The organism is Chromatiales bacterium, assembly GCA_024234935.1.
GTDB lineage: Bacteria > Pseudomonadota > Gammaproteobacteria > Steroidobacterales.
On sequence record JACKNI010000001.1, the window covers coordinates 221,887 to 247,779 of the forward strand.

Below are 25,893 nucleotides of genomic sequence, written 5' to 3' on the forward strand. Positions count from 1 at the left end.
TATAATCATCGCCATGACTGATATGGCACGCAGCGTGTGGACACCGGCACAGGTCCGTGAAATCGATCGCATGGCGGTCGGGTACTGCGGGATTCCAGGCTATGAACTGATGACCCGCGCCGGCGAGGCGGCGTTTGGCATTGCCTGTCAGCGCTGGCCGGAGGCCCGTCGCTGGCTGGTGCTCTGCGGTGCCGGCAACAATGCGGGCGATGGCTATGTTGTCGCGCGGCTGGCACAGGCCGCGGGTCTGGATGTCACCGTGGCTGCACTGTCTGATCCGGCTTGCCTGCAGGGTGATGCCGCCACGGCCTGGCGCGACTACAGGGATGCGGGCGGTATGACGCAGCCATTTTCGGCAGCTCTCATCGACAGCTCCGAGCTGGTCGTCGACGCGCTGCTCGGCACCGGTCTGCAACGGCCGGTTGCCGGCGAGTACCTGGCGGCTATCGAAGCCGTGAATGCCGAGGCACGACCGGTGCTGGCGCTCGATGTGCCAAGCGGGCTCGACAGTCTCAGTGGCGCCGTCCTCGGTGCGGCAATGTGGGCCGATCTGACCGTTACTTTTGTCGGGCTCAAGGCGGGTCTGTATCTGGGCTCGGGGCCTGAGTATTGCGGCGAGATCGAGTTTGCCGGGCTGGATATCCCGGTCAGTGCCGTGCAGCAACTGGAAACAGCACCGCTTTTCAATCTCTATGGCAGGGACGATCTGTTGCACTTGTTGCCGCCGCGCCCGGCCAATGCGCACAAGGGCAGTTTCGGGCATCTGCTGATCGTCGGCGGTAATCGCGGCATGAGCGGTGCCGTGCGTCTTGCGGGCGAAGCTGCCTTGCGCGCCGGGGCAGGGCTGGTAACGGTGGCCACGCGGCCAGAACACGCGCTTTGGCTGCCATTGACCCGGCCGGAACTCATGTGCTCCGGTGTGGGTTCGGCCCGGGATCTTGCGCCGCTGCTGGAGCGCGCCACGATCGTGGCTTGCGGACCGGGCCTCGGTCGCGATCCCTGGGCGCAGGAACTTTTCGATATGGTGGCAGGCAGCGGTCTGCCGCTGGTACTGGATGCCGACGCACTCAACCTGCTCGCGGATCGCAAGCTGCGCCGGGACAACTGGATCCTTACGCCGCATCCGGGCGAAGCGGGCCGCCTGCTCGGTACCAGCAGTGTGCGGGTGCAGGGCGACCGGTTTGGCGTGCTGAAGCAGTTATGCCGGCAATACGGCGGGACCGTGGTACTCAAGGGCCGCGGTACCTTGATCGGTTGTGAGGACAGCGTCCCCGTGCTGATCGACCGCGGCAATCCGGGCATGGCTACGGCGGGTATGGGTGATGTGTTGACCGGTCTGGTCGCCGGTCTGGCTGCGCAGACCGGCGCCGTGGATGTGCCTACGGCTGCGGGCGCGGCTTTTGTTCATGCGGCTGCCGGGGATGCTGCGGCGCTGACCGGCGAGCGTGGGTTGCTGGCCAGCGACCTGTTTGCCCAGTTCCGGACGTGGCTGAATCCCGCACACTGAAGCTGGCTGATCCGGACGCGACAGCGCGCCTCGGTCATGCGTTTGCGCAGGCGCTGATCGCCATCCAGCCGGCGCAATTCTGTGTCTACCTGCAAGGTGAACTCGGTGCCGGCAAGACCGCGTTTGCGCGTGCCCTGCTGGCCGGACTGGGCTACCGGGGGCGCGTGCCCAGTCCCACCTACACGCTGGTGGAGCCCTATACCGCAGGCGGTTTTCAGCTTCTGCATGCCGATCTGTACCGACTCAGGGATCCAGCGGAACTCGATTACTTGGGTATTGCCGACCAGTTTGCCGCCGGTTGCCTGTTGCTGGTCGAATGGCCGGAGCGGGGGCAGGGACGGCTGCCACCGCCCGATCTCAGGCTCGGCTTTTCCATCGTGGACATGGGTCGCCAGGTTGTTCTTCAGGCGCTCACAGCGCAGGGCACCGGCCTGCTGGCGCTGCCCAGCTTCGATCCCTGCCCCCAGCAGATATAAGCAGTTCAGCCGGTATCTTCATTGTTCCATTGATATACCGCGGCTATCCCTATATTTAAAAAAGGAATATCGTTCCCCATACGGGACTGATTACGTATAATCGACCGCGTGGTCGGGCATCCGGGAGGCGGGGCGTGAAACGCAGCGGGCTTAACTGCCTTGTTTGCATCATTGCGATATTGCTGATTCGCGTTTCAGCCGTGAACGCCGCGGAGCGCGCGCAGGTCCAGGCGGTCCGGCTTGCCGAGCAGGGCGATGCCACCCGTATCGAACTGCGCCTGTCGCGATCTGCCGATTTCAAGATGTTTACGCTGACCAGGCCCGACCGGGTCGTGCTGGACATTTCGGCGGCAGCCCTCGGCCGCAGCGCCTTGCCGCTGCCGGGGGCCACGGGTTCTGTGCGTAATGTCCGTGCCGCGCATCGTGACGGCGATCTGCGCATCGTTTTTGACCTCACGGGCGCCATGCGCCCGACAAGCACCACCGCCAGTGAAGGTTCGATTTCGCGACTGACGATCGATCTGCAAGCGCCGGCGAGTTCACAAAGTGCCGCTTCGCCCGAGTCATCACCATCGCCAGTCACCGTATCGGCGCCGGAGCCTGAACCCGGTTTGAGGCCACAACCGGAGGTGGCCGCGAAAGCGGCGCCTGTCGCTGAGAAGCCGATCCGGCCCGCACGCGATATCGTCGTGGTCGTCGATGCCGGCCATGGCGGCCATGATCCGGGCGCGCATGGTGCACGCGGCTTGCGGGAGAAGGACGTTACGCTGGCCATCAGCAAGCGACTGGTGCGCCTGATCAACAACGAACCCAATATGCGGGCCGTGCTGACGCGTGACGATGATCGCTTCCTGGGCTTGCGCGAACGTATGGAGCGGGCGCGGTCAGCGAGTGCCGACCTGTTCATTTCCATTCATGCCGATGCGGCCATGAACCGGAGCGCACGTGGGTCTACGGTTTATGTGCTGTCGGAGAAGGCGGCCAGCGATGAAGCTTCACGCCGTCTGGCGGCGCGCGAGAATGCGGCGCTGATCGGTGGTGTCGAGCTCGGTGACAAGGATCCGGTTCTGGCTTCGGTACTCATGGACCTGTCGCAGAACGCGTCCATCAGTTCGAGTATCAGCATCGGCGGGGCCATTCTTGGCGAGATGGCCGGGCTCGGGCACCTGCACCGGAACACCGTGCAGCATGCGCCGTTCATGGTGCTGAAATCCCCTGATGTGCCCTCCGTGCTGATCGAAACTGCCTATATCTCCAACCCCGACGACGAGCGCGATCTGGGTTCCGCAAAGCATCAGGAAAAGCTCGCTCGCGCCGTGCTGGGCGGCGTCCGTCGGTACTTCGATGCGAACCCGACGGCCGGTGTGATGGCGGCCACTGCACCGTCCGAAAAAGCACCCCGCGATATCCGGCATGTGATCCGGCGCGGCGATACTCTTTCCGGAATCGCGGACCGCTACAACATCAGCATGCAGCGGATCCGGTCAGTCAACGGACTTCGCTCTGATACCGTGCGTCTCGGGCAGACGCTGCGGATTCCGGCCGAACGTACCTGAAGCCCTCCAGCCCGCCGTTTCCGGTCCGGCTGCTCGCCGCGGTTTGCAATACTCGCGGTATTTGAAACAATCCCGGCATGCCGATTCGCGAACTGCCTGCTCACCTGGTCAATCAGATTGCAGCTGGTGAGGTCGTCGAACGGCCCGCTTCTGTCGTCAAGGAGTTGCTCGAGAACAGTCTCGATGCGGGTGCTTCGCGAATCGAGGTGGAGCTGGAAGAGGCGGGAGTCAAGCTCTGCCGGGTGCGCGATGACGGCACCGGTATCCCGCGCGATGAGCTGGCACTGGCACTTGCCCGGCATGCGACCAGCAAGATCAGTTCACTCGAAGAACTCGAGCACGTGGCGACCCTGGGATTTCGCGGCGAAGCGCTGCCCAGTATCGCCTCGGTATCGAGGCTGCGGATTACATCCCGGGAGCGCTCCGCGGACTCGGGTTTCATGCTCGACGGCGCTGACTGCGATGGCGTGAGTCCTGCTGCGCATCCGCCCGGAACCACGGTCGAAGTACGCGACCTTTTCTTCAATACGCCGGCGCGCCGGCGTTTCCTGCGCAGTGAGCGTACGGAGTTCGGCCGGGTGCGTGAGGTGATCGAAAGAATCGCCCTGTCGCGCAGTTCGCTTGCCTTGCGGATCACGCACAATCATCGCCAGATTCTCGATCTGCCGGCCGCTGTCACGCCGGCCGAGCTGGTCGACCGTGTCAGTCGGGTTTGTGGTCGCGAGTTCACCGACAACGCGATCTATGTCCAGCGCGAATCGGGCGGGATGCTGCTGCGTGGCTGGCTGGTGCGACCGGTCCATGCGCGCAGTCAGCCCGATCTGCAGTACATGATTCTCAACGGGCGTGCGATTCGCGACAAGTTGCTGGCTGGCGCGGTGCGCGCCGGTTATCGCGATGTCCTGTATCGCGACCGGTGGCCCGCATTTGTGCTCTATCTGGACATGGATCCGGCCTGGGTTGATGTCAATGCACACCCGGCCAAGCAGGAGGTTCGCTTCCGGGACCCGGGACCCGTGCGTGATTTCGTGCGGCGGACGGTAGAGGCGGCGATTGCCGAGCCTGCGGCCGCGGGTGTCGGTCCACACGACTTCGGTGCGCATGCGGCATCTTCCGTGGTGGCAAGACAAAGTCCGCTGGCCTTCGCCATGCCCGTGTCGCCTGGCCGTGTCCGCGAGCAACTGGCGAGCTACTCCAGGCTCGCGGCACCGGCTGCTGCGGAGGATCACTCAGCACCGCTTGGTTATGCGCTGGCGCAGCTGCACGGCGTGTACATCCTTGCGCAGAATGCCAACGGCCTGGTGATCGTGGACGCCCATGCAGCACACGAGCGGATCAGTTACGAGCGGCTGAAAGCGACGGTTCGCCAGTCATCGGTTCAGGTCCAGACACTGCTCGTGCCGCCAGTACTCGCGGTCAGCGAACGCGAAGCCGGGCAGGTCGAGCAACACGGCGAGCTGCTGGAGCGCTGCGGATTCCTGCTCAGCCGCGTCGCGCCGGACCGGGTTGCTGTGCGCGGCATTCCCGCGCTGTTGACCGGCGTGGATCCCGGGATGCTGGTTCGCGAACTGCTGCCCGGTCTCAGCGGAGACCTGGTGCTGGATGATCTGCTCAATGTCCTCGACCGGGTCCTGGCTGGTTCGGCCTGCCATGCGGCGATACGCGCCAATCGCCGTCTGACGATCGAAGAGATGAACAGCCTGTTGCGCGACATGGAGCGCACCGAGCGCAGCGATCAGTGCAATCATGGCCGGCCAACCCTTGTCGCGCTGTCGATGTCCGAGCTGGATCAGCTGTTCGCGCGCGGTCGGTGACGGCCGGGTCCGGTTCGATGATCAGTCCGCCTCTTGTGATCTGCCTGATGGGACCGACTGCGGCCGGCAAGACAGCGCTCGCCGTCGAACTGGCCAGACGATTCCCTGTCAGTATCGTCAGCGTTGATTCGGCGCTGGTGTACCGTCGAATGGACATCGGCACCGGAAAGCCCGGGCCGGAGGTGTTGGCGGAAGTGCCGCACCAGCTGATCGATATTCGTGAGCCCTGGGAGAGCTATTCCGCCGGTGAATTCCTGCGCGATGCCCGGGCGGCAATTGAAGGGATCGTGGCTGCCGGACGCGTGCCGCTGCTGGTCGGCGGGACAATGCTGTACTTCCGCAGTCTCTGGCAGGGCCTGTCGGAGTTGCCGCAGGCCGACGGTGAGGTTCGTGCCGCGATCGACCTGCGCGCTGCGGCCATCGGTTGGCCTGCGTTGCACGCCGAACTGGCCCTGGTGGATCCGCTGACCGCGCAGCGCTTGCAGCCGGCCGACCGGCAACGCATTCAGCGCGCACTCGAAGTCCATCAATTGACCGGTGTACCACTCTCGGCCCAGCAGGGACGCGCGTCACCCACCAGCGATCTGCGCTTCCTGCGTATCGCCGTTATCCCGCAGGACAGGCGGTTGCTGCATGCACGAATAGAGGCGAGATTCCGCGAGATGCTGGGACGAGGCTTTGTCGCAGAAGTGGAGGGGCTGATGCAGTTGTCTGAAATGCGAGCGGATCGCCCGGCAATGCGGGCGGTTGGCTATCGCCAGCTTTGGGGAATGCTGGCCGGTGATTATGACCGGGCAGAGGCAGAGCGTCGTGCGCTTGCGGCGACCCGGCAGCTGGCCAAACGGCAGCTCACCTGGCTGCGTCACGAGGTCTGTGAACTGCGCATTTCCATGGAGGCTGATCTGGTCGCTGAAGCCGCGGCCGCGCTGCGCACACACGGTGTCCGGGATGCATTATCGGCATCGAGCGGCTAGAATGCCGGCCGAGGGGGGAGTGCACATGCGGCGTGTTCCACGTCGTTCAGAAGCGCCACCGGACGCAACGAACAAGAACAAACAGGAGTCCAAGATGACCAAAGGTCAGGTGCTGCAGGATCCGTTCCTGAATGTACTCCGCAAGGAGAAGGTTCCTGTTTCGATTTATCTGGTTAACGGGATCAAGCTGCAGGGGACTGTCGAGTCTTTCGACCAGTTTGTCGTGCTGCTGAAAAACAGCGTCAGCCAGATGGTTTACAAGCATGCGATCTCTACAGTGGTGCCGTCCCGTGCAGTCAGGCTGCCGGACCAGGATGAAGAGGAAGAAGGCTGATTACGCCGGACTCGTCTATTGATCGCCACCAGCCGGGATTGCTTCGGCCGACGTGCTGCAGCAGGTGTTTCGCCATAGCTGCGCTGCAGGTGCCACATCTTGTTTGACCGGCCCAGTCATGGAGAACGCGCGGTCCTGGTGCACGCCAAGATCGGTTCGGCGCCACCTCCGGAAGAAAAGCAGGAGTTCGAGGCACTCGCTCTTGCGGCCGGCGCCGAAGTGGCGGGCGCACTCAGCGCCTCACTCCGAAAGGTCAATCCACGTTATCTGATCGGTAGCGGCAAGCTGGACGAGTTGCGCCAGTTGCTTCACGAGACCTGTGCCGAGATCGTGCTGGTCGACCATTGGCTGAGTCCCGCCCAGCAGCGCAATCTCGAGCGGGAGCTCGATCGGCGCGTCGTCGACCGGACCGGCCTGATTCTGGATATCTTTGCGCAGCGCGCGCGTACTCATGAAGGCAAGCTGCAGGTGGAACTCGCCCAGCTCGAACACCTGGCGACGCGCCTGGTGCGGGGCTGGACCCACCTTGAACGCCAGAAGGGCGGCATCGGGCTGCGTGGTCCGGGCGAAACGCAGCTCGAGTCGGACCGCCGCCTGATTTCACAGCGCATCCGGTCATTGACCGGGCGACTCGCGCGAGTGGCCCGTCAGCGCCGCACCGCGGGCCAGATGCGCCGCAAGGTCGAGATTCCGACCGTTTCGCTGGTCGGCTATACCAATGCCGGAAAGTCGACCCTGTTCAACAGGCTGACCAGCGCCGGTGTCCTCGTCGCTGACCAGCTGTTTGCCACGCTTGACCCGACGCTGCGGCGGGTCCGCTTGCCGGATGGGACGATGATCATCCTCGCCGATACCGTCGGCTTCATTCGCGATCTGCCGCATGAACTGGTTGCTGCCTTTCGCTCGACGCTGGAAGAGACCAGGGATTCGCACCTGATCCTGCACGTGATCGACAGTTCCGATCCGGCTCATCAGGAGCGTATCCAGGATGTCGTCAAGGTGCTGGAAGAGATCGGTGCTGACCAGACGCCTCGCATCCAGGTCTACAACAAGACTGATATACTCGGCGCGCAGCCCCGGGTTGATCGTGATGCGACGGGGTTGCCAGCCCGCGTCTGGCTGTCATCGCAAACGGGCGATGGGGTCAGCTCCCTGCTTGAGGTCATTGCCGAACATCTGCATGTCGCGTTCGTGCAGTGCACGGTCGAGCTGGATGCCGCGGAAGCGCGTCTGCGAGCCAGTTTCTATGCCATGGGCGCGGTGGTGAACGAACGTCTGCGTGATGCCGGTGGCTGGGAGCTGGATCTCAGGATGGGCCGTCGCGACTATGAAGATCTGAGCCGGCGCGAGCACCTGCGGGTGCTCCCCGGTCCTGCGGATTTCCGCCCCGAGGCGTTACAGTGATATTGACGCAACTGCTCTGGAACTGACAAATGGCATGGAATGAACCCGGCAACGGCAAGAATCCCTGGGACCGCGGGCAAGGCCAGGGTCCGCCGGATCTGGACAAGATCATCAAGGCCTGGCAGCAGCGGCTGCTTGCACTGCTGCGTGGCGGGCGTGGTTCCCGCGGTTCATCCGTCGGCCAGTCGGGTGGCCAGCCGGGTGGACCGGCAATTTTCGCACTGCTCGGACTGATTGTTGCAGTCTGGTTGGCGACGGGCTTTTACCGGGTCGATGATGCTGAAAGGGGGGTAGTGACCCGTTTCGGCAAGTATTCCGAGACGACCCTGCCCGGCCTGCGCTGGCACATGCCCTGGCCCGTTGAACGGGTCGAGCGCGTCAATACCAACGAGATCGTGCCCTTCAAGCAGCAGACCCGCATGCTGACAGCAGACGAGAATATCGTGGTCGTTGATCTCGTCGTGCAGTATCGCAAGGCTGATCCGGTCAAGTATCTCTTCAATGTGCGCGATCCTGAGGCGACGCTTCAGGACATCAGCGAAAGTGCAATCCGCGAGGTTATCGGCAAGAACAAGATGGATTTTGTGCTCCTCGAAGGACGTACCGAGATCGCTGTCCTTACGGAAAAGCTTGTTCAGCAGACACTCGACGAGTACCAGACAGGCATGCTGGTTACCAAGGTGAATCTGCAGGATGCCAATTTCCCGAGTCAGGTGGAGGCAGCCGTGCAGGATGCCATCAAGGCACGGGAGGACCGTGAACGTCTGTCCTTTGAAGCGCAGGCCTATGCCAACGATGTCATTCCGCGGGCGCGTGGTGAAGCGGTCCGACGGCAGCAGGACGCCGAGGGCTATCGGGCGCGGGTGGTTGCTGATGCGCAGGGTGAAGCGGCACGCTTTGAGCTGCTTCTCACCGAATACAAGAAGGCGCCGGAAGTGACACGTCGACGGCTTTATCTTGAAGCGATGGAAGAGATTTACGGTGCTTCGAACAAGATTCTTGTGGATTCCGACAGCGGCAACAACCTGCTCTATTTGCCTGTCGACAAGATCCTCGAGCAGCGGCGCAGCAACACGGTGACGCCGGCACCACGCGATTCTGCACCGGCAACGGTGCCAGCAGCCCCCGCAGCGGGCACGTCGCGTGACCGTACAGATCTCCGCACCCGGGGGACGCGCTGATGAATACACGGACGCTTTTGCCGGCGGTTATCGTGGCTCTTCTGGCCATAGCCAGCCTGTCGGTTTATACGGTCGATGAGCGTGAACTGGCGATCAAGTTCCGGCTCGGCAAGATCATCGAGACGGATATCGGTCCCGGGCTGCATTTCAAGATGCCGTTCATCAACAATGTGCTGAAGTATCCGCACCAGATCCTGACCCTGACCAATCCGCAGGAACTGTTCCTGACCCAGGAGAAGAAGAACCTGCTGGTCGATTTCTTCATCAAGTGGCGGATTGTCGACGTTGGCGAGTATTACCGCGCAACAGGTGGCGACGAATCGCTGGCGGCGCAGCGCATGCTGGAAATCGTCAAGGATGGTATCCGCGGCGAATTTGCCAAGCGTACGGTCCCGCAGGTGGTGACGGCAGAGCGTCGCGAACTGCTGGACGAGATGCTGACGAAGGCGCGCGAGAACGCCCTGCAGCTTGGTATCCAGGTCATCGATGTACGCGTCAAACGCACGGAGTTCCCGGAGCAGGTCAGTGATTCTGTTTTCGACCGGATGCGGCAGGAGCGTGCCCGCACGGCATCAGAACTGCGCGCACAGGGTGCCGAGAATGCCGAGCAGATCCGGGCAGAGGCAGATCGCCAGCGCACGGTAACGCTGGCCGAAGCCTACCGGGACGCCGAGAAAGTACGTGGTGCCGGTGATGCCGAAGCCGCGGCGATCTATGCGGATGCGTACCGCAAGGACCCGGACTTCTTTGCCTTTACGCGCAGTATCCAGGCCTATCGCCGCTCGCTGGGCAAGGAGAACGACCTGCTGTTGCTCGACAGCAAGGACGATTTCTTCCGTTATATGCAGAAGGCCGACGGCGGGCGTTAACCGGGGCAATCGCGGTGGGCAAGTGTGTCATCGTCATCGGCACCCAGTGGGGTGACGAGGGCAAGGGAAAGATTGTCGATCTGTTGACCGGGCAGGCGCAGGCCGTCGTGCGGTTTCAGGGCGGCCACAACGCCGGTCATACCCTGATCATCGGTGGCGAGAAGACCGTTCTGCATCTGATTCCGTCAGGGATACTCCGCCCCGGAGTGACCTGCGTCATCGGCAATGGAGTTGTGGTCCATCTGCCGTCATTGCTGAAAGAGATCGATGCGCTTGAAACGCGCGGTATCTCGGTCGCGGACCGCCTGAAGATCAGTCCTGCCTGCCCGCTGATACTGCCCAGCCATATTGCGCTCGACCAGGCCCGTGAGCAGGCCCGTGGGCTGCGTGCGATCGGTACTACAGGACGCGGAATCGGCCCCACCTATGAGGACAAGGCGGGGCGTCGTTCACTGCGCATGGCTGATCTGTTCGATGAGCGGCGCTTTTCCGAGCAACTCGCCGAAGTCATGGAGTTGCACAACTTCATGTTGAAGAACTACTACCACGCTGAACCGGTAAGCGTGGAGGTGACGCTGGCACAATGGCTGGCGATGGCTGAACGGGTGAAGCCGCTGGTGTTCGATACCGTCGCCTATCTTGACGAACTGCGCCGCAGTGGCGCCCGCCTCATGTTTGAAGGTGCGCAGGGCGCGCTGCTCGATATCGATCATGGCACTTATCCCTACGTAACATCCTCGAATACTGCGGCAGGTTGTGCTGCAAGTGGTTCGGGTCTGGGTCCGGCCAATTTCGACTATGTGCTCGGTGTGGTAAAGGCCTACGCTACCCGGGTAGGCGGTGGCCCGTTTCCCACGGAACTCTTCGATGAAACCGGCGAGCGGCTGGCGCGCATCGGCGTGGAATTCGGTTCGACGACCGGCAGGCCGCGGCGTTGCGGCTGGTTCGATGCGGTAACGGTCCGTCGTGCCGTGATCAACAGCAGCATCACGGGTCTGTGTGTGACCAAGCTCGATGTGCTGGATGGCTTGCCGTCCGTCAAGGTGTGTACGGGTTACCGGCTGGATGGCCAGGTGCATGCGCATCCGCCGCTGCTCGTGGACCGTTATGCTGACGTCGAGCCGGTCTATGAGGAATTTCCGGGCTGGTCCGAATCGACGCTGGGTGCACGCAGCCTTGGCCAGCTGCCTGCGGCAGCACAGAACTACCTGCGGCGCCTTGAATCCATTGTAGGTGTTCCGGTCGATATGGTTTCGACTGGCGCTGACCGTGATCACAACATCATCCTTCGCCACCCCTTTGACTGAAGAGGTCTGATACATGCCCTGGCCCCGCATCAGCCTTCCGGCGTTTCTGGTTGCGGGGCGAAGGGGTTCCTGCTGGAAGGTGCCTGCGCTTGCGCTGTTGCTTAGCCTGGTACTCACCGCTTGCGTGACGCGAGTCGCCTACGGCCAGCTCGACTGGCTGACGCGATGGTATGTCAACAGCTACTTTGACCTGAATGACAGTCAGGAGCAGCTGGTCCGCGAGATCATCGGACGCAATCTGGCCTGGCACCGGGCTGTCCAGCTGCCGCTCTACGCTGAACACATTCGCGATCTGCGCGCCGGACTTGGCGGTCCGGTGAGCGCGGAGTTCATCGCCCAACAGTACGAGATCACGCTGGTGCTCTGGGATCAGAGCCTCAGGCACATTGCACCTGATATTGCGCGCCTGCTGTTGACGCTGAGTGACGAGCAGCTCAGCGGCTTCTATGCCGAGCTTGAAGAGCGGAATGCTGAACTCAGAGAGGAATACTCGGGACAGGATCCGGAGTCCAGGCGCAAGAAACAGGATCGCAGTATCATCCGCGCCTTCCGCTGGTTCAGTGGACCTCTGAGCCGGGATCAGGAGGCCGTGGTCAGATCCCATAGCGCAGAAATGCACGACCTCACGGAGCAGTGGCTTGGTCGGCGCGTAGCCTGGCAAACTGCATTGCGCGAGCTGCTGGAAAACCGGGTTGGGAATGCCGGTTTCGAGACCCGGCTCAGGGCGCTGCTTCTCGATCCGAACCAGTTCGACAGTCCGGAGTATCGACGGCTCGTGGCGGCCAACAGGGCAATAGTCTTTGCCATGGTTGCGGATGTACTGTCGTCCGGCAGCCCGAAACAGCGCAGGCATCTGGATGATCGCCTGTCCGGCCTCGCGGCAGATTTTGATCAGCTTGCCGGTGCCCCTGCCAGGTAGCACCGATGGTGGACGATGCCGGCAGGGGGTATGGAAGCTGGTGCCCAGGAGAGGACTTGAACCTCCACTACCTTGCGATAACTAGCACCTGAAGCTAGCGCGTCTACCAATTCCGCCACCTGGGCTTCGGTGGGCAGGCTGAAAGAGTGCGGCAATTTAAAGGCAGCCTGTATGCTTGTCAAACTTACATGTAACGGACCGGCAATCTCAGGTGAAGAAAAAGCGCAATAAGGGTTCCCGGGCAGCACGGCCAGACGTGCCTGCTCGAAGTTATCGTCATCCGGTGCCGGGGCCGAATGAGCTGCTTGCGCTCCTGCGTCAGAAGGGTGTGCCGATGACGCTTGATGCGCTGGCTGCCGCGTTGGGTAAACAGGACAAACGTGAGTTGCAGGGCCTCCGACGCCGGCTCGATGAACTCAAGTCCAGCGGCCAGGTGCTCGTAAACCGTGCCGGCGAGTATTGCCTCAGTGAAAAGCTCGACCTCGTGACTGGCACAGTCAGCGCGCATCGCGATGGTTTCGGTTTTCTCATTCCGGACAACGGATCAGTGGATGTCTACCTGTCCGAGGCGGAAATGCGCTCACTGCTGGACGGTGACCGGGTCGTCGTGCGGGTAACCTCGCAAGGCCGCGGAGGTCGATGCAGCGGGACGGTTGTCGAGATACTTGCCCGCGCGCGTACCAGTGTGGTTGGCCGCTATCAGCGCGAGCACGGTATCGGCTGGGTGATCGGTTCGGGCCGTTCGGCTCATCACTTCATCGTACCTGACCGCTATCGTTCCGGCGCCCAGCCTGGCCAGATCGTCAAGCTGGAGATCATGGAATATCCGGCACCCAGTCGCGAGGCCCAGGGGAAGATCGTCCGTGTTCTCGGAGAGCCGACCGAACCGCGCGTGCTGACCGAAGCGGCAATCGAGATGTTCAATGTACCGTCGGTATGGCCGGCAGCGGTCACGAAGGCCGCTGCACAGTTCGGTGCAGAAGTGGGCCCGAACGAGAGCGCGGGCCGCACTGACCTGCGCAAGCTGCCGCTGGTGACCATCGACGGTGAGGATGCCCGCGACTTTGACGATGCTGTCTATGCTGAGCCGGCGGGAGAGGGCTGGCGGCTGATCGTGGCAATAGCGGATGTGTCGCACTACATCCGCAAGTCCGATCCCATCGATGTCGAGGCGCGCCGCCGTGGAACCTCGGTATATTTTCCCGACCGGGTCGTGCCCATGTTGCCGGAAGCGCTCTCCAACGAGCTCTGCTCGCTGAAGCCGCAGGTAGATCGCCTGTGCATGGTCTGCGAGATGCAGATCGACAGGCGTGGTGGCGTGACCGGCGCGAAGTTTTACCGGGCAGTCATGCACTCTCACGCGAGACTGACCTATAACCAGGTCGATGCGATGCATCGGGGTGCGGATCCTGCGGCGTATGCGCACATCCGGCGACTGGGTCCGGTGATCGAAAATCTGTACGGCGTCTACAAGGTTCTTGCCAGTGCACGAACCCGGCGCGGTGCGCTGGATCTGGATCTGCCCGAAGTCAGGATCGAACTGGATGAATCGGGCGCGATTTCCGGAGTGGCGTCGCGACTGCGTAACGATGCGCATCGCCTGATCGAGGAATGCATGATCGCGGCGAATGTCGAGGCCGCGCGTTACCTGGGGCGCCACCGGATTGCGACCTTGTACCGTGTACACAATGGTCCGGAAGGCGACAAGCTGGAGGAGTTGAGACTGCTGTTCCAGAGTCTGGGAGTGCCGATGCCCGATACGGCGCGGACTCGTCCGCGCGAGATCAATCGCGGTCTGCAGGCACTCCGTGACCGGCCGGATTTTCCGATGCTGGCGACCGCGGTATTGCGCAGCATGACGCAGGCGGTCTATCAGCCCGTGAACAGCGGCCATTTCGGTCTGGCGCTGACTGCGTATGCCCATTTCACTTCGCCAATCCGTCGCTACCCGGACCTGCTCGTGCATCGGGCCATCGGTCACCTGATCGATGGCGGCAAGCCGGGTGCGTTCAGCTATGACGGTCCCGCGATGGAGCAGCTGGGCAAGAACACCTCGATGCAGGAGCGGCGTGCCGATGAGGCTACGCGGTATGTCGATGCACGCTGCAAATGCCTGTTCATGCAGCATCGTGTCGGTGAGGTGCTCGATGGCGTGGTTACCGGCGTCACCCACTTCGGCCTGTTCGTGATGCTGCGCGAGCTTTTCGTCGACGGGCTGATCCACGTGTCGAATCTGCCAAATGATTATTACCATCTGGAGCCTGGCGGGCTGGGGCTGAAGGGCGAAAGAACCGGTCGCCTGTTCCTGCTTGGTGAGGACCTGCGTGTACGGGTAGCACGCGTCGATCCTGAGGAAGCGAAGATCGATCTTGCCCTGGAATCGCAACCGGCAGCCGCCGCGCAGAGTGCGCCGCGCAAGCCGCCCCGAGCAGGCAAGCAACGGCGCTGAGAACTGGCCACGGACGGGACGGATTGACGAGAAATGGCGCCGAGGATTCTTTATGGCATTCATGCAGTCCGGCAGGTATTGCTGACCCGTCCGGATTCGGTTGAATGCGTTTACCTCCAGGCTGATCTCGGCGCTGAGCGCCACGCACGGCTGGTCGAGGTTTTGCCCAGGGCAAGCCGCGTGCTGCCGGTGTCGGCCGAAGAGCTGGAGCGCCTGACGGGTACTGTCAAACATCAGGGCGTTGCGGCGCGCGCCACCGAATCCGGTCCCTTGTCGGAATCGGCAGCCCGGGAACTGCTCGCGGCGATTGAACGCCCGCTCGTGCTGGTGCTGGACGGGGTTCAGGATCCGCGGAACTTCGGTGCCTGCCTGCGGGCGGCAGACGGGGCCGGTACGGACCTTGTAGTCGTCGCGCGCAACCGGAACGTTGACCTGACCCCGGTGGTCAGCAAGGTCGCGGCAGGTGCGGCTGAAAGCCAGGCCATCGCCCAGGTTGGCAATCTGGTCCGCTTCCTCGAGAGCATCAAGGAGCAGGGAATCTGGGTCGTGGGCGCCGATGCCGCGGCGGGTGAGTCGCTCTATGACGTGGACCTGGCCACCACAGGCACCGCGCTGGTGCTGGGTGGGGAGGGGGAAGGCATGCGCCGCCTGACCCGCGAAACCTGCGATCACCTGGTCAGCCTGCCGATGCAGGGTGCGGTCAGCAGCCTGAATGTAGCGGTGGCGGCGGGCATTTGCCTCTATGAATGCGTCCGTCAGCGCGCTGCGCGGTTGCCGGGAGCCGGTCAGCTCCGGTAGGATGCGCCACCCGGACAATGGCTGCCGCACGACAGTGTCGCGTCGGCTGCGCTGACCGGTCCTTGCCACACCACATGGATGGGTGGCTGTAATCCACGAGGAGATAACATGCGTCACTACGAAATAGTCGTGCTCGTTCATCCCGACCAGAGCGAGCAGGTTCCTGCGATGCTCGAGCGCTATCGCACGATGATTGCCGCCGGTGGCGGTAACGTACACCGTGTCGAAGACTGGGGCCGGCGCCAGCTGGCACACTCGATACACAAGGTCCACAAGGCCCATTACCTGCTGATGAACATCGAGTGTGGCCAGGAGACACTGGCTGAGCTCGTCGGTGCCTTCCGTTTCAGTGACGCCGTGCTGCGACACCTGGTCATGCAACGTGATGAAGCCGTAACCGACCCCTCACCGCTGGTAAAGGCTGCCGACGAAACTGGCCGCCCGGCTGGCGATCGTGGCGATGATGCCGATACACGCGTACCCGCGGGCAATGCCGATGACGGCGATGACACGGACGGGGATCCGGCTGCGGATGCAGCCTGAGCGCCATCGGTATCTGGTTCGAATTGAGGACAGTTAAATGAGCAAGTATTTTCGGCGTCGCAAGTTCTGCAAGTTCACGGCTGAGGGCGTCAAGGAGATCGACTACAAGGATCTCGAAACCCTGCGGGCCTATGTGACCGAGACCGGGAAAATCGTCCCGAGCCGCATTACCGGTACGAAGTCACGTTATCAGCGCCAGCTGGCTACCGCTGTGAAGCGGGCCCGGTTCCTGGCCCTGCTGCCATACACAGACAAGCACTGATACCGATCCGCAGCACTGCTACCGGGCGTCAGTAGCAGTGCCGTATCCGGTGATGACTCGTCTGGCCAACTGGTTGAGCAGCAATCGGCGGTCGCGCATTTTTCTGATCGCCGGCACACTGCTGCTACCGCTGGTCAATCTGTTCAGTGGGGCGGTAGTGGCCATGACCGCCGCAACGCTCGGCTGGCGCGTAGCCCTTACCGATTGCCTGGCAGGTGTCGGCATTCTCGTCGTGCTGCTCGCGCTCAGCGGTGGGCCCTGGGACTCGGCTGTAGTCGGTGCGCTGACAATGTGGGCCGGGGCGTTGCTGGGCGGACACTTGCTCGGCCGCACCGGTTCATTTGATCTGGCGGTGCAGCTGCTGGTGGCAGTTGCCGTAATCGCCGTATTCCTCGCCTGCCTGGTTCTGCCTGATGCGCGCAGCTACTGGTTGCCGGTACTGGAGCAGCTGATCCGCTCGGCCGGATTGCCGCAGAATGAAGGCTTGCCCGCCGACTGGCTGGGGCGCCTCGCCGCCCTGATGTATGGCGTCATTGCAGCCAGCGTGCTGATGAGCGTACTGATTGCATTGCTGCTCGGTGGATCGCTGGCCGTCAGCGGGGATAGCGCGGGCTGGCGCAGGCAGGTGCTGCAATTGCGGCTGGGTCGGGCACTGACAGCCACAGTGCTGGCGGGACTCGCGGCAGTCGGCCTGGGATTGAAAGATGCGGGTACCGGCCTGTTGCTGGTATTGGCGACGGGGTTCGTGGCGCAGGGGCTGGCGGTCTTGCACTGGACGGCTGACCACTACCGCTGGCCACGGTTCTGGTCGGTGGTGCTATATGGCCCGCTGATGTTAAGTGCCTCACTGGCCGGGATGCTGCTGGTCGGGCTGATGACGGTTGGTATAGTTGACAACCTGATCAGTCTGCGCCGAAGCAGGACGAATGTGGTTTAATACGCGCCCCTCGGCGCGACATGCGTAACGGATAGAGAGCGAAGCAATGGACGTAATTCTGCTTGAGAAGGTTGAGAATCTCGGTGTGATCGGCGATCGCGTCAAGGTCCGGTCCGGGTATGGACGGAATTTCCTGCTCCCGCGCGGCAAGGCGACGCTGGCAACGCCGGCCAATATCGCGGTTTTCGAGGCGCGCCGGGCCGAGCTGGAGGCGAAGCAGCAAGATGAACTTGCCGCCGCACAGAGCCGTGCAGCGAACGTGTCCAGGCTGGAAATCCGGCTGACTGCCAAGGCCGGCACCGAGGGCAAGCTCTATGGCTCACTGGGTACCGCAGATATCGCCGAGGCCTGCACTACTGCCGGCGTACTGGTAAAGCGCAGCGAAGTCCGGCTGCCAGACGGCCCGATCCGCACGATCGGCGAGCACTCGATAGAGCTTCATTTTCATTCCGATGTAAATGCCGTGATCCGTATCAGCGTTGTGGCCGAGGAAGCCCCGGCACAAGGCTGAGTCAGTAACGGCGAAGGGGGCAGACGTGGCGACTTCTGGTCCCCGGCGCGAAGCGGGGGCGCTGGCGGAACTGCCGGTACCTCCAAGCTCCATTCAGGCTGAGCAGGCCCTGCTGGGCGGCCTGATGCTCGACAACAGCAGCTGGGACCGGATCGCCGATCTGGTCAGTTCCGCCGACTTCTTCCGTCCGGACCACCGCCTGATCTTTGCCGCCGTCCAGGAGCTTTCCGAACGCGGCCAGCCGGCAGACCCGGTAACCCTGTCAGCCCATCTGGCCTCGCGTGGTGAGCTGGCCGATGCCGGCAGCACCGTTTATCTCAGCGAACTCGTCAACGACACGCCGAGTGCGGCCAATGTCGGCAACTACGCACGGATCATTCATGAGCGTGCGCTGCTCAGGCGCCTGATCGAGGTCGGCAACGACATTGCCGGACTCGCCTACCGTCCCGAAGGCCGGCCGATTACGGAGCTGGTCGATGAAGCGGAACGTCGCGTGTTCGAGATCGCTGAACGCGGTCAACGCCGCGGTTCGGGGTTCGTGCGTCTCAGTGAGGTGTTGACCGGTACGGTTGAGCGCCTGGATCTGCTGCACCAGTCGCCGGGTGCGATTACCGGTCTGCCGACCGGCTTCAACAAGCTGGACGAATTTACCGCCGGGCTGCAGGGTGGCGACCTGATCATCATTGCCGGGCGCCCGTCGATGGGCAAGACTTCTTTTGCGCTGAACATTGCCGAGAACGCGGCTCTGGGCGCTCGCAAGTCGGCAGCTGTATTCAGCATGGAAATGTCAGTCGAGCAGCTCGCTTTTCGAATGGTTTCCTCACTGGGTCGTGTAGACCAGTCGCATCTGCGTAACGGACGGTTCAGTGACGACGACTGGCCGCGTATCAACGGTGCGATCCAGCAGATGCAGGAAGCGCCGATCTATATCGATGACACACCCGCGATGACACCCACCGAAGTCAGGGCACGCGCCCGCCGTCTGCAGCGGGAGCGTGGACTCGATCTCATCGTCGTCGATTATCTGCAGCTGATGCGCGTGGCTGGCGCTTCCGAGAACCGTGCCACCGAGATTTCGGAAATTTCCCGCGGGCTCAAGGCGCTGGCGCGTGAGCTGAATGTGCCGATCATCGCTCTTTCCCAGCTGAATCGCAGCGTTGAGTCGCGTACCGACAAGAAGCCGGTGATGTCCGACCTGCGTGAGTCCGGTGCAATCGAGCAGGATGCAGACCTGATCCTCTTCATCTATCGGGATGAGGTCTATAACTCCGACAGTCCGCGCAAGGGTATCGCGGACATTCATATCGCCAAACAGCGAAACGGGCCGATAGGCGAGTTTCCGCTGACCTTCCTCGGCCGCTTCACCAAGTTCGAAAACTATGCGCCTGAAGTCGAGGGGTTCAGGTGACCCAGGTGCCGGTCGCAGTGATTCGCCCGGCCGCACTGCGCAGTAACCTCCGGCAAGTCCGTCTGGCCGCGCCGGGTTGTCCCGTGCTGGCAGTCATCAAGGCAAATGCCTATGGGCACGGCCTGATCCAGGTCGCGCGCGTACTCGATTCTGCCGATGCTTTTGCCGTCGCCCGGCTGGAAGAAGCGGTACAGCTGCGCGAGGCAGGGATCCGCAAGCGCCTGGTGATACTGGGCGGCTGCATGACGGCGGAGGAAGTGCGTACCGCGGCGGATCTCGTCATCGATGTCGTGGTCCATGCGCCGGAGCATCTGGTATTGCTGGAGAAGTCCGGCCACACCGCGCCGGTCTGGTGCTGGCTCAAGGTCGATACCGGTATGTCGCGCCTTGGGCTGCCTGCCTCCGCAGTGCCGGATGCGATCAACCGCCTGAATCAGTGCCCGGCCGTCAGCGGCGTCACGCTGATGAGTCATCTGGCCTGTGCCGACGACCGGCAGGATGCTGCGACCGGCGAGCAACTCGAAAAATTCGGGGCACTGCTGGACAACTGGCGTGGCGATGTGAGCATTGCCAATTCAGCAGCGATCCTGCAGTGGCCGGACGCGGTGCGAAACAACGGAATACTTCCTTATACCGGGCGTAACTGGGTCAGGCCCGGCCTCATGCTATTCGGCGCATCGCCGATCCGGTCGCGATCAGCAGCGGAGCTTGGATTGCAGCCGGTGATGTCCTTTGAAACGCGGCTGATTTCAGTCAAGCCGGTTCGGAAGGGGCAACGGGTTGGCTACGGCGGACACTGGGTGGCGCCACGGGACGGCGTGCTTGGACTGGCCGCTGCAGGTTACGCGGACGGTTATCCCTGGCATGCCCGTAGCGGTACGCCGGTGGGTATCGGCGAGGCTTTCGGTACCCTGGTCGGCCGGGTGTCGATGGACATGATCGGTATCGATATCAGCGATGTACCGGGTGCGGCGATCGGTGACCGGGTGGTCCTGTGGGGTGACGGACCGACCGTGGAAGACGTTGCGGCAGCCGCCAACACCATTCCGTGGACGCTGATGACCGGAATCAACAGGCGCGTGGCCGTACGCATCGAAGCCGGCTAGGCAGCCGGCAGCCTTCAGCCGAGGAAAAATCCCATCTTGATACCGATGATCTCGACGACGTCATTGTCAGCGAGCTTGCAGGCCTGGGCGCCAAGCGGTTTGCCATTCAGCTTGGGTGGCTCACGATCCGCGGTATTTTCCACCTGGACGATGTGATACCCGTCCGCCCTGCGCGTTATTGCCACCACCTGCACGCCAGCGCGTCCGAGCGTGGTCAGCGCCTTGTTGAGCGGAATCTCGCGCCCCGCAAACGACCCATTCAGTACCTGGACCTTGCCCACCGAAACCGGTTTCGAAGCCGGTTCTGCCCCGGCCGGGCGGGCGGCTGCACCATTGGAGGCGGCCGACGCGGCACTTGCCTGGGCCGATACTGCAGCGGCCTTGGCCAGCGCTTCTGCACCACCGATCTGCCGTTCGATCACCATCGTGCGCGAAAATTCATCGGCGTCATCATCCGTGACGCCGTCGACGAAGCGCAGCTGGTGCCGGCCGACAGTGATGACGTCGCCGTTCTGCAGGGCGTGCTTCTTGATCAGGCGACCGTTGACGTAGGTGCCGTTGGTGCTGTTCAGATCCTCAAGAAAGGAATCGTTGAGGATATTGATGATCAATGAGTGATGGCCGCTGACCGTCGGGTTGTCGATGCGGATATCGTTGTCCTGCAACCGGCCAACCGTATAACGTTCCTTGCTCATGTTGAACTCGGCAAGGACCTGCGAATCCAGGCTCAGAATCAGTCGTGCCATATCAGTGCTGTCCTGTGGGTCGTGACATGAAAGCGTGAGCCACGACAAGCCTAACTGAAGATGCTGCGGATCTGCTGGAGCATACTGACCCGTGCCGGGAAGGGTTCGACCACCTGTGCCAGTATGACTGAGACATTGTCCTTCCCCCCGTGGTCGTTGCTGAGCCGGATCAGCTGTTGACCTGCCATTTCAAGATTAGCATTAAAAGTGCTGATCGTTAAGTGAATATCCTCGTCTTCCACCATGTCGGGAAGACCGTCCGAACAGAGCAGGTAAATGTCTTCGGGCTGCACTTCGGCTTCCTGAAGTTCGACCTGCACCGTCGGCTCCACACCAAGTGCCCGGGTCACGTAGTTGCGGTTCGTGGACCGTGCGGCCTCCTCCTGCGAGTAGAAACCCCGGTCGACCAGTTCCTGCAGCAGGGAGTGGTCCATGGTCAGTTGTTCAAACCGGTTCCGCCGGAAGCGATAGAGGCGTGAATCGCCGACATGCGCAATCGAAATCCGGTTGTCGTAGAAGAGGCAGGCAACGATGGTGGTGCCCATGCCCTCACATTGCGGTTGCATCTTCGCGGTCTGATGTATGACCTTGTTGGCCCGGGCGATGGCATCGCGCAGGATGATCGTTTGCCGCATCAGGCCGGTTTCGGGATCGGTGGCGTTGCGAGTCTCCCGCTCACAGGCTGCTGGTACGAGTTCCAGTACCGTGCGTACCGCGATACCGCTGGCGACTTCACCCGCGTTATATCCGCCCATGCCATCAGCCAGCACCAGCAGGGCGATATCCCTGTTGCTGCCGATGGCGTCTTCATTGTGCTCACGGACCTTGCCGGTGTCCGAAAGCTGAAGCGTATTGAATTTTGGGCGCAGGCTCATATGTGATCTGCTGCCAGACGGCTGGCGCATTCGCGCAGGGCATAGGCAAGGGCGCGACCGCTCGGAAAACGGTCCGCTGGATCCTTGGCGAGTACCTGGTCAAGAATGCTGTCCGTACAGGGTGGAACATCGTCGCGGATATCCGCGACCGGGCGATGTCGCTGCTTTACGATCTTGTCCATCAGGCGCGGGATCGAATCTGCCTGAAAGGGCGGGGCTCCGGTAAGCAGGTGGTACATGGTTACCCCGAGTGAATACAGATCCGACTGGCCGGTGACCTGACTGGCTGACAGCTGCTCCGGAGACATGTAGGACGGCGTACCGAGAATGATACCTGTCCGGGTCCGGCTCGAGTCGGTCAGTCTGGCGATACCGAAGTCGGTGATCTTCATGGTATCGGTAGCGGGATTGTAGAGAATATTCGCCGGCTTTACGTCCCGGTGCACGACGTTTTGCGTGTGGGCATAGTGCAGTGCTTCAGCTGCCCGGGCCATCAGTTCGAATACGACTTTGGGCTGGAGCAGCCGGCCGACCTGCGCGTAATGACTGAGCGAGCGCCCTTCGATGTACTCCATCGCCAGGTATGCGACCTGGTTGTCCTCGCCAGCGTCGTAGATGGAAATGATATTTGGATGGCTGAGGCGTCCGGCCGATTCGGCTTCACGCTTGAAATTCGCCCGCGCTGTAGCGAGGTCGTTTTCTTCGAACTCCTCGGCGAGCGGCAGGGTCTTGATGGCGACGCGCCGGTTGATGGTGGGATCCCGCCCAAGGTAAACAGTGGCCATTGCCCCACGGCCGATCACCCGCTCCAGCTCGTAACGGCCAAGATTGCGGGTGCCGGATGATGTAGCGGTTGGTACGGGTTCAGGCGCCGACGGCGTTACTGTCTGTGGGCCACTTTTCTTTGCGGCGGGTGCGCCACGGGCACCGGAGAGCTTCTCGAGCTTTGCGGCGACGTCACGATACCCGGGGTCACGTGCGGCGAGATGGCGGAACACGCGCTCGGCCCGCGCGTAGTCGCGCTTGCGACCGTGCTCCATGGCCAGGTCGTAGAGCTTCTCTTTGGTACGGTCTGTCGTCGGCTGCTGACGAAGGACCGAAAAAGCCAGATCCAGTTCCTCACCCGGACCAGCGCTATTCGCCGGCGCATCGTCCGATCGGCCGCCTGTGAGTCCCAGGCCGCGCCCCGGCAGCTGGGTCAGTCCCTGAAGAATGGCCATACCGGTCAGGCAAAACAGCGCAAGGCCTGCAAACTGCAACCAGGTCCCCGCGAGCAGCGTGGCGAACTCGGCAAGGAGCAACACAGCGGCGCTGGCTGTTGCCAGCATGGCGGCATGGCTGAGAGACAGGCGGCCAGTCAGGCCGGCGCAGGCACCAATCAGCAGCGCGAGAAGGGCTTCCACCCACGGGGCCCAGCCCGGACGACTGATGTGCTGGCCGTCATTGAGATTCGCAAGCTCTGTGGCCAGTATGGCTGCAGGTCCCAGTTGCGTATTGACCGATGCCGCCATGTTGCCCGTCGCTGCACCCACGACTGCGATCTGATCCTTGACTGCGGAGAGTTCGTTGCCGGCAAGCAGTTGCTCTGCCGAAATGACGCGGAAACCGGCCGCCTCTCGCCCCTTGTAATATCTGAGCAAGCGCCCGTTCTCCGGCGGAGCCCGCACTGCGGGATCGCCAGCCATGAATGCAGCGATACTGGCAGAAGGCAATATGCCGTACCGCGTTGAGAGGCTGTGGGGTGCCTGGCGAAGTACCCCATCCTGGTCCGGGGTGGTTTGCAAATGACCTAGGGCGGCAGCTGCCTCGCAAAGCGCAGGGTTGCCCGGCGCAATGACTGCCAACCGGGCTCCGGCAGCAGCTTCGCCATAGCGTGAACTGTCCGCGGCAAGACGCTCTTCACACGACCCTTCAGGCTGTTCTCGCCCAGGTACCGGGTCGGTAGCGTCAAGACCCAGAATCACATTGGCGGTCGCGGCTACTGCGGCCACGTTTTTCTGCTGCTGGGCAAGCCGCTGTTCGGCTTCCAGGAGCTGGCGCTCAAGGAGACCGGGTTGTGCTGAATTTTGCAGCGCGTCTGTGCGCTTCTCGAGTGCGATCAGCGCCCGCAGCCGGGCGATGTCCTGTGCTGCAATCATCGCCGGTGGCGGTGATGCGGGCAGGATCAGCCTGGCCCCGGAGGCCTTTGCTCGCAGCAGCAGTTCGTCGAAGCGGGGCGTGAGCCATGGATTGGTCTCGGTTTTGCCGGTATCGATGATGAGAACCGGCGCCGCCGCCGGGCTGGCCGTCAGTTGTTGGAACACATCGTAATATCCGCGTTCGATGCCAATCAGACGATCGGCTCCGGCCCAGAACAGCAGGGCCAGTGCCGTGCACAGCAATACGCCTGCCGCCCGGTGCGGAAAACTGGATTCGCGACTGTCCCTTGGATGCATTCCAAAATAGTATGCGGATCACGTTCTGCACGTTGAGACTTGGGTTGGGGTTTCGGCTGGCAGAAGCGGTTTTACATCCCGAAATCACCAGCTTCAGGAGTCCGAAGTCCCGATGGCCAAAGCGCAGAAAGCCTATGTCTGTGGCGACTGTGGTGCCAGTACCACGAAGTGGCAGGGGCAGTGCCCGGCCTGTGCCGCCTGGAATTCGCTTGAACCGCGCATCGTGGAGGCTGGTCGCACGATGGCCAGTCTGCCGGAGGTCAGTGTGCAACGGCTGGCGGATGTCGGCGGTGAGACCGTGCCGAGGGTCAATACCGGGCTTAACGAACTTGATCGTGCCCTGGGTGGAGGGCTCGTGCCGGGGTCGGCGGTCCTGATTGGCGGTGACCCCGGCATCGGCAAATCGACCCTGTTGCTGCAGGCTGCCGCGCGGCTCGAAACGGGTGGATCCACCCTTTACGCCAGCGGCGAAGAGTCCCTGCAGCAAATCAGCCTGCGTGGCCATCGTCTGGGCCTGCCACTGGAAAAGGTCATTGCCATCGCGACGACGCGCGTTGAAGACGTCCTGGCGGCGGTAGACCAGACTCGTCCGGGTTGCGTGATAGTCGATTCAATCCAGACGATGATGACCGACCTGTTGCCATCGGCGCCCGGTTCACCCAACCAGTTGCGCACCTGCGCCAGCCAGCTGGTGAGGCTGGCGAAACAGACGGGAATCACCGTGATTCTGGTTGGCCACGTAACCAAGGATGGCCAGATTGCCGGGCCGCGGCTGCTGGAGCACATGGTTGACGTGGTGCTCTATTTTGAGAGCGAGGTCGCGAGCCGGTTCCGGATTTTGCGCGCTGTAAAGAACCGCTTTGGTGCCGCAAACGAGCTCGGGATTTTCGTCATGACCGAAGGCGGGATACGCGAGGTCAAGAATCCCTCCGCGCTGTTCGTGTCACAGCGTACAGATCCGGTTCCGGGCAGCGTCGTGACCGCTGTTCACCAGGGCAGCCGGCCACTGCTCGTCGAAGTGCAGGCGCTTGCCGATCAGGGCGGCAGCGGGCCGCCACGTCGCGTTGCCATCGGGCTCGAGGCAAACCGGCTGACACTGCTGCTGGCGGTGATGCATCGGCATGCCGGTATCTCTACCCACGCCAGTGATGTGTTCGTGAATGTGGTCGGTGGCGTACGCATTGCCGAACCGGCTGCAGACCTCGCGGCATTGCTCGCGACCATTTCGAGCGTGCGTGATCGTCCCTTGCCGCGCGATCTGGTGGTGTTTGGTGAGGTCGGACTCGCTGGTGAGGTGCGTCCGGTTGCCTATGGAGAGGAGCGCTTGCGTGAAGCCGCCAAGGTCGGTTTTCATCGGGCGCTGGTGCCCAGGGCAAACCAGCCACGGCAGGCGATAGCTGGTATGGAGGTCATTGCAGTCGACTGCCTGCATGACGTCATGCGGGTGCTGCCGGCCCTGCAGGCGGCTGCCAGTTGAGGGGT

General features: G+C 62.5%; 23 protein-coding genes and 1 tRNA gene. 20 read left to right on the forward strand and 4 right to left on the reverse strand.

Annotation, left to right across the window (positions count from 1 at the left end):
* Nucleotides 1-22 precede the first annotated feature (22 nt).
* The 11 genes from H6979_01020 (at nucleotide 23) to H6979_01070 (ending at nucleotide 12,341) form a co-directional block, all read left to right on the forward strand.
* Nucleotides 23-1,507 carry an NAD(P)H-hydrate dehydratase gene (locus H6979_01020; GenBank protein ID MCP5138428.1) on the forward strand — a complete coding sequence of 495 codons (1,485 nt, stop codon included), beginning with the start codon at nucleotides 23-25 and terminating at the stop codon, nucleotides 1,505-1,507.
* On the forward strand, nucleotides 1,486-1,983 hold the full coding sequence (gene tsaE / locus H6979_01025; protein MCP5138429.1) for a tRNA (adenosine(37)-N6)-threonylcarbamoyltransferase complex ATPase subunit type 1 TsaE: 498 nt from the start codon (nucleotides 1,486-1,488) through the stop codon (nucleotides 1,981-1,983). Before H6979_01020 ends, tsaE begins: the two co-directional genes overlap by 22 nt.
* Nucleotides 1,984-2,117: 134 nt before the next feature.
* On the forward strand, nucleotides 2,118-3,539 hold the full coding sequence (locus H6979_01030; GenBank protein ID MCP5138430.1) for an N-acetylmuramoyl-L-alanine amidase: 1,422 nt from the start codon (nucleotides 2,118-2,120) through the stop codon (nucleotides 3,537-3,539).
* A gap of 77 nt (nucleotides 3,540-3,616) precedes the next feature.
* Entirely contained in the window at nucleotides 3,617-5,353 is a 1,737-nt protein-coding gene (gene mutL, locus H6979_01035; GenBank protein ID MCP5138431.1) for a DNA mismatch repair endonuclease MutL, read from the forward strand.
* Nucleotides 5,354-5,370: 17 nt separating this feature from the next.
* On the forward strand, nucleotides 5,371-6,327 hold the full coding sequence (gene miaA, locus H6979_01040; GenBank protein ID MCP5138432.1) for a tRNA (adenosine(37)-N6)-dimethylallyltransferase MiaA: 957 nt from the start codon (nucleotides 5,371-5,373) through the stop codon (nucleotides 6,325-6,327).
* 94 nt (nucleotides 6,328-6,421) lie between these two features.
* Nucleotides 6,422-6,661, forward strand: coding sequence for an RNA chaperone Hfq (gene hfq / locus H6979_01045; GenBank protein MCP5138433.1), 240 nt, complete (start codon nucleotides 6,422-6,424; stop codon nucleotides 6,659-6,661).
* A 99-nt stretch (nucleotides 6,662-6,760) separates the two neighbouring features.
* Nucleotides 6,761-8,065, forward strand: coding sequence for a GTPase HflX (gene hflX / locus H6979_01050; GenBank protein MCP5138434.1), 1,305 nt, complete (start codon nucleotides 6,761-6,763; stop codon nucleotides 8,063-8,065).
* A 29-nt stretch (nucleotides 8,066-8,094) separates the two neighbouring features.
* The gene (gene hflK / locus H6979_01055; GenBank protein ID MCP5138435.1) at nucleotides 8,095-9,246 is read left to right on the forward strand and encodes an FtsH protease activity modulator HflK; all 1,152 of its coding nucleotides are present in this window, start codon (nucleotides 8,095-8,097) and stop codon (nucleotides 9,244-9,246) included.
* On the forward strand, nucleotides 9,246-10,115 hold the full coding sequence (gene hflC, locus H6979_01060) for a protease modulator HflC (GenBank protein MCP5138436.1): 870 nt from the start codon (nucleotides 9,246-9,248) through the stop codon (nucleotides 10,113-10,115). Before hflK ends, hflC begins: the two co-directional genes overlap by 1 nt.
* A gap of 14 nt (nucleotides 10,116-10,129) precedes the next feature.
* Entirely contained in the window at nucleotides 10,130-11,422 is a 1,293-nt protein-coding gene (locus tag H6979_01065) for an adenylosuccinate synthase (GenBank protein MCP5138437.1), read from the forward strand.
* A gap of 13 nt (nucleotides 11,423-11,435) precedes the next feature.
* Complete coding sequence (locus tag H6979_01070) at nucleotides 11,436-12,341, forward strand: hypothetical protein (GenBank protein ID MCP5138438.1); 906 nt, start codon at nucleotides 11,436-11,438, stop codon at nucleotides 12,339-12,341.
* A gap of 38 nt (nucleotides 12,342-12,379) precedes the next feature.
* Here H6979_01070 and H6979_01075 read toward each other — a convergent pair.
* Nucleotides 12,380-12,466, reverse strand: a tRNA-Leu gene (locus H6979_01075).
* Nucleotides 12,467-12,597: 131 nt separating this feature from the next.
* Between H6979_01075 and rnr the strand changes: the two genes are divergently transcribed.
* From rnr to alr, 8 genes are all read left to right on the forward strand, one after another.
* Nucleotides 12,598-14,790 (forward strand): ribonuclease R, encoded by a 2,193-nt coding sequence (gene rnr / locus H6979_01080; GenBank protein ID MCP5138439.1) that lies wholly within the window; start codon nucleotides 12,598-12,600, stop codon nucleotides 14,788-14,790.
* A 33-nt stretch (nucleotides 14,791-14,823) separates the two neighbouring features.
* Nucleotides 14,824-15,588 (forward strand): 23S rRNA (guanosine(2251)-2'-O)-methyltransferase RlmB, encoded by a 765-nt coding sequence (gene rlmB / locus H6979_01085; protein ID MCP5138440.1) that lies wholly within the window; start codon nucleotides 14,824-14,826, stop codon nucleotides 15,586-15,588.
* A 108-nt stretch (nucleotides 15,589-15,696) separates the two neighbouring features.
* Nucleotides 15,697-16,131 (forward strand): 30S ribosomal protein S6, encoded by a 435-nt coding sequence (gene rpsF / locus H6979_01090; GenBank protein MCP5138441.1) that lies wholly within the window; start codon nucleotides 15,697-15,699, stop codon nucleotides 16,129-16,131.
* Nucleotides 16,132-16,168: 37 nt separating this feature from the next.
* A complete protein-coding gene (gene rpsR / locus H6979_01095) occupies nucleotides 16,169-16,393 on the forward strand; it encodes a 30S ribosomal protein S18 (protein MCP5138442.1) in 225 nt (74 codons plus the stop codon).
* A 52-nt stretch (nucleotides 16,394-16,445) separates the two neighbouring features.
* A complete protein-coding gene (locus tag H6979_01100) occupies nucleotides 16,446-17,330 on the forward strand; it encodes a hypothetical protein (protein ID MCP5138443.1) in 885 nt (294 codons plus the stop codon).
* Nucleotides 17,331-17,376: 46 nt separating this feature from the next.
* On the forward strand, nucleotides 17,377-17,841 hold the full coding sequence (rplI, locus tag H6979_01105) for a 50S ribosomal protein L9 (protein MCP5138444.1): 465 nt from the start codon (nucleotides 17,377-17,379) through the stop codon (nucleotides 17,839-17,841).
* Nucleotides 17,842-17,866: 25 nt separating this feature from the next.
* Nucleotides 17,867-19,249 (forward strand): replicative DNA helicase, encoded by a 1,383-nt coding sequence (gene dnaB, locus H6979_01110; GenBank protein ID MCP5138445.1) that lies wholly within the window; start codon nucleotides 17,867-17,869, stop codon nucleotides 19,247-19,249.
* A gap of 5 nt (nucleotides 19,250-19,254) precedes the next feature.
* Nucleotides 19,255-20,355, forward strand: a complete 1,101-nt coding sequence (alr, locus tag H6979_01115) for an alanine racemase (GenBank protein ID MCP5138446.1) — start codon at nucleotides 19,255-19,257, stop codon at nucleotides 20,353-20,355.
* Nucleotides 20,356-20,369: 14 nt separating this feature from the next.
* On the opposite strand, the gene H6979_01120 is transcribed toward alr, so the two are convergent.
* Genes H6979_01120 through H6979_01130 form a run of 3 tightly spaced genes read right to left on the reverse strand, consistent with a single transcriptional unit; the run spans nucleotide 20,370 to nucleotide 24,411 of the window.
* Nucleotides 20,370-21,101: an FHA domain-containing protein gene (locus tag H6979_01120; protein ID MCP5138447.1), complete on the reverse strand. Its 732-nt coding sequence runs from the start codon at nucleotides 21,099-21,101 to the stop codon at nucleotides 20,370-20,372.
* 50 nt (nucleotides 21,102-21,151) lie between these two features.
* Nucleotides 21,152-21,976, reverse strand: a complete 825-nt coding sequence (locus H6979_01125; GenBank protein MCP5138448.1) for a Stp1/IreP family PP2C-type Ser/Thr phosphatase — start codon at nucleotides 21,974-21,976, stop codon at nucleotides 21,152-21,154.
* A complete protein-coding gene (locus H6979_01130; GenBank protein ID MCP5138449.1) occupies nucleotides 21,973-24,411 on the reverse strand; it encodes a protein kinase in 2,439 nt (812 codons plus the stop codon). Before H6979_01130 ends, H6979_01125 begins: the two co-directional genes overlap by 4 nt.
* A 112-nt stretch (nucleotides 24,412-24,523) precedes the next feature.
* On the opposite strand from H6979_01130, the gene radA reads away from it, so the two are divergent.
* Nucleotides 24,524-25,888 carry a DNA repair protein RadA gene (gene radA / locus H6979_01135; protein MCP5138450.1) on the forward strand — a complete coding sequence of 455 codons (1,365 nt, stop codon included), beginning with the start codon at nucleotides 24,524-24,526 and terminating at the stop codon, nucleotides 25,886-25,888.
* Nucleotides 25,889-25,893 lie beyond the last annotated feature (5 nt).

Coding starts and splice junctions, on each gene's coding strand:
- radA (MCP5138450.1), top strand. CDS start 24,524: ATGGCCAAAGCGCAGAAAGCCTATGTCTGTGGCGACTGTGGTGCCAGT.
- rlmB (MCP5138440.1), top strand. CDS start 14,824: ATGGCGCCGAGGATTCTTTATGGCATTCATGCAGTCCGGCAGGTATTG.
- H6979_01020 (MCP5138428.1), top strand. CDS start 23: ATGGCACGCAGCGTGTGGACACCGGCACAGGTCCGTGAAATCGATCGC.
- rplI (MCP5138444.1), top strand. CDS start 17,377: ATGGACGTAATTCTGCTTGAGAAGGTTGAGAATCTCGGTGTGATCGGC.
- miaA (MCP5138432.1), top strand. CDS start 5,371: ATGATCAGTCCGCCTCTTGTGATCTGCCTGATGGGACCGACTGCGGCC.
- hfq (MCP5138433.1), top strand. CDS start 6,422: ATGACCAAAGGTCAGGTGCTGCAGGATCCGTTCCTGAATGTACTCCGC.
- rpsF (MCP5138441.1), top strand. CDS start 15,697: ATGCGTCACTACGAAATAGTCGTGCTCGTTCATCCCGACCAGAGCGAG.
- H6979_01070 (MCP5138438.1), top strand. CDS start 11,436: ATGCCCTGGCCCCGCATCAGCCTTCCGGCGTTTCTGGTTGCGGGGCGA.
- mutL (MCP5138431.1), top strand. CDS start 3,617: ATGCCGATTCGCGAACTGCCTGCTCACCTGGTCAATCAGATTGCAGCT.
- H6979_01125 (MCP5138448.1), bottom strand. CDS start 21,976: ATGAGCCTGCGCCCAAAATTCAATACGCTTCAGCTTTCGGACACCGGC.
- H6979_01120 (MCP5138447.1), bottom strand. CDS start 21,101: ATGGCACGACTGATTCTGAGCCTGGATTCGCAGGTCCTTGCCGAGTTC.
- rpsR (MCP5138442.1), top strand. CDS start 16,169: ATGAGCAAGTATTTTCGGCGTCGCAAGTTCTGCAAGTTCACGGCTGAG.
- H6979_01100 (MCP5138443.1), top strand. CDS start 16,446: ATGACTCGTCTGGCCAACTGGTTGAGCAGCAATCGGCGGTCGCGCATT.
- H6979_01130 (MCP5138449.1), bottom strand. CDS start 24,411: ATGCATCCAAGGGACAGTCGCGAATCCAGTTTTCCGCACCGGGCGGCA.
- hflC (MCP5138436.1), top strand. CDS start 9,246: ATGAATACACGGACGCTTTTGCCGGCGGTTATCGTGGCTCTTCTGGCC.
- hflK (MCP5138435.1), top strand. CDS start 8,095: ATGGCATGGAATGAACCCGGCAACGGCAAGAATCCCTGGGACCGCGGG.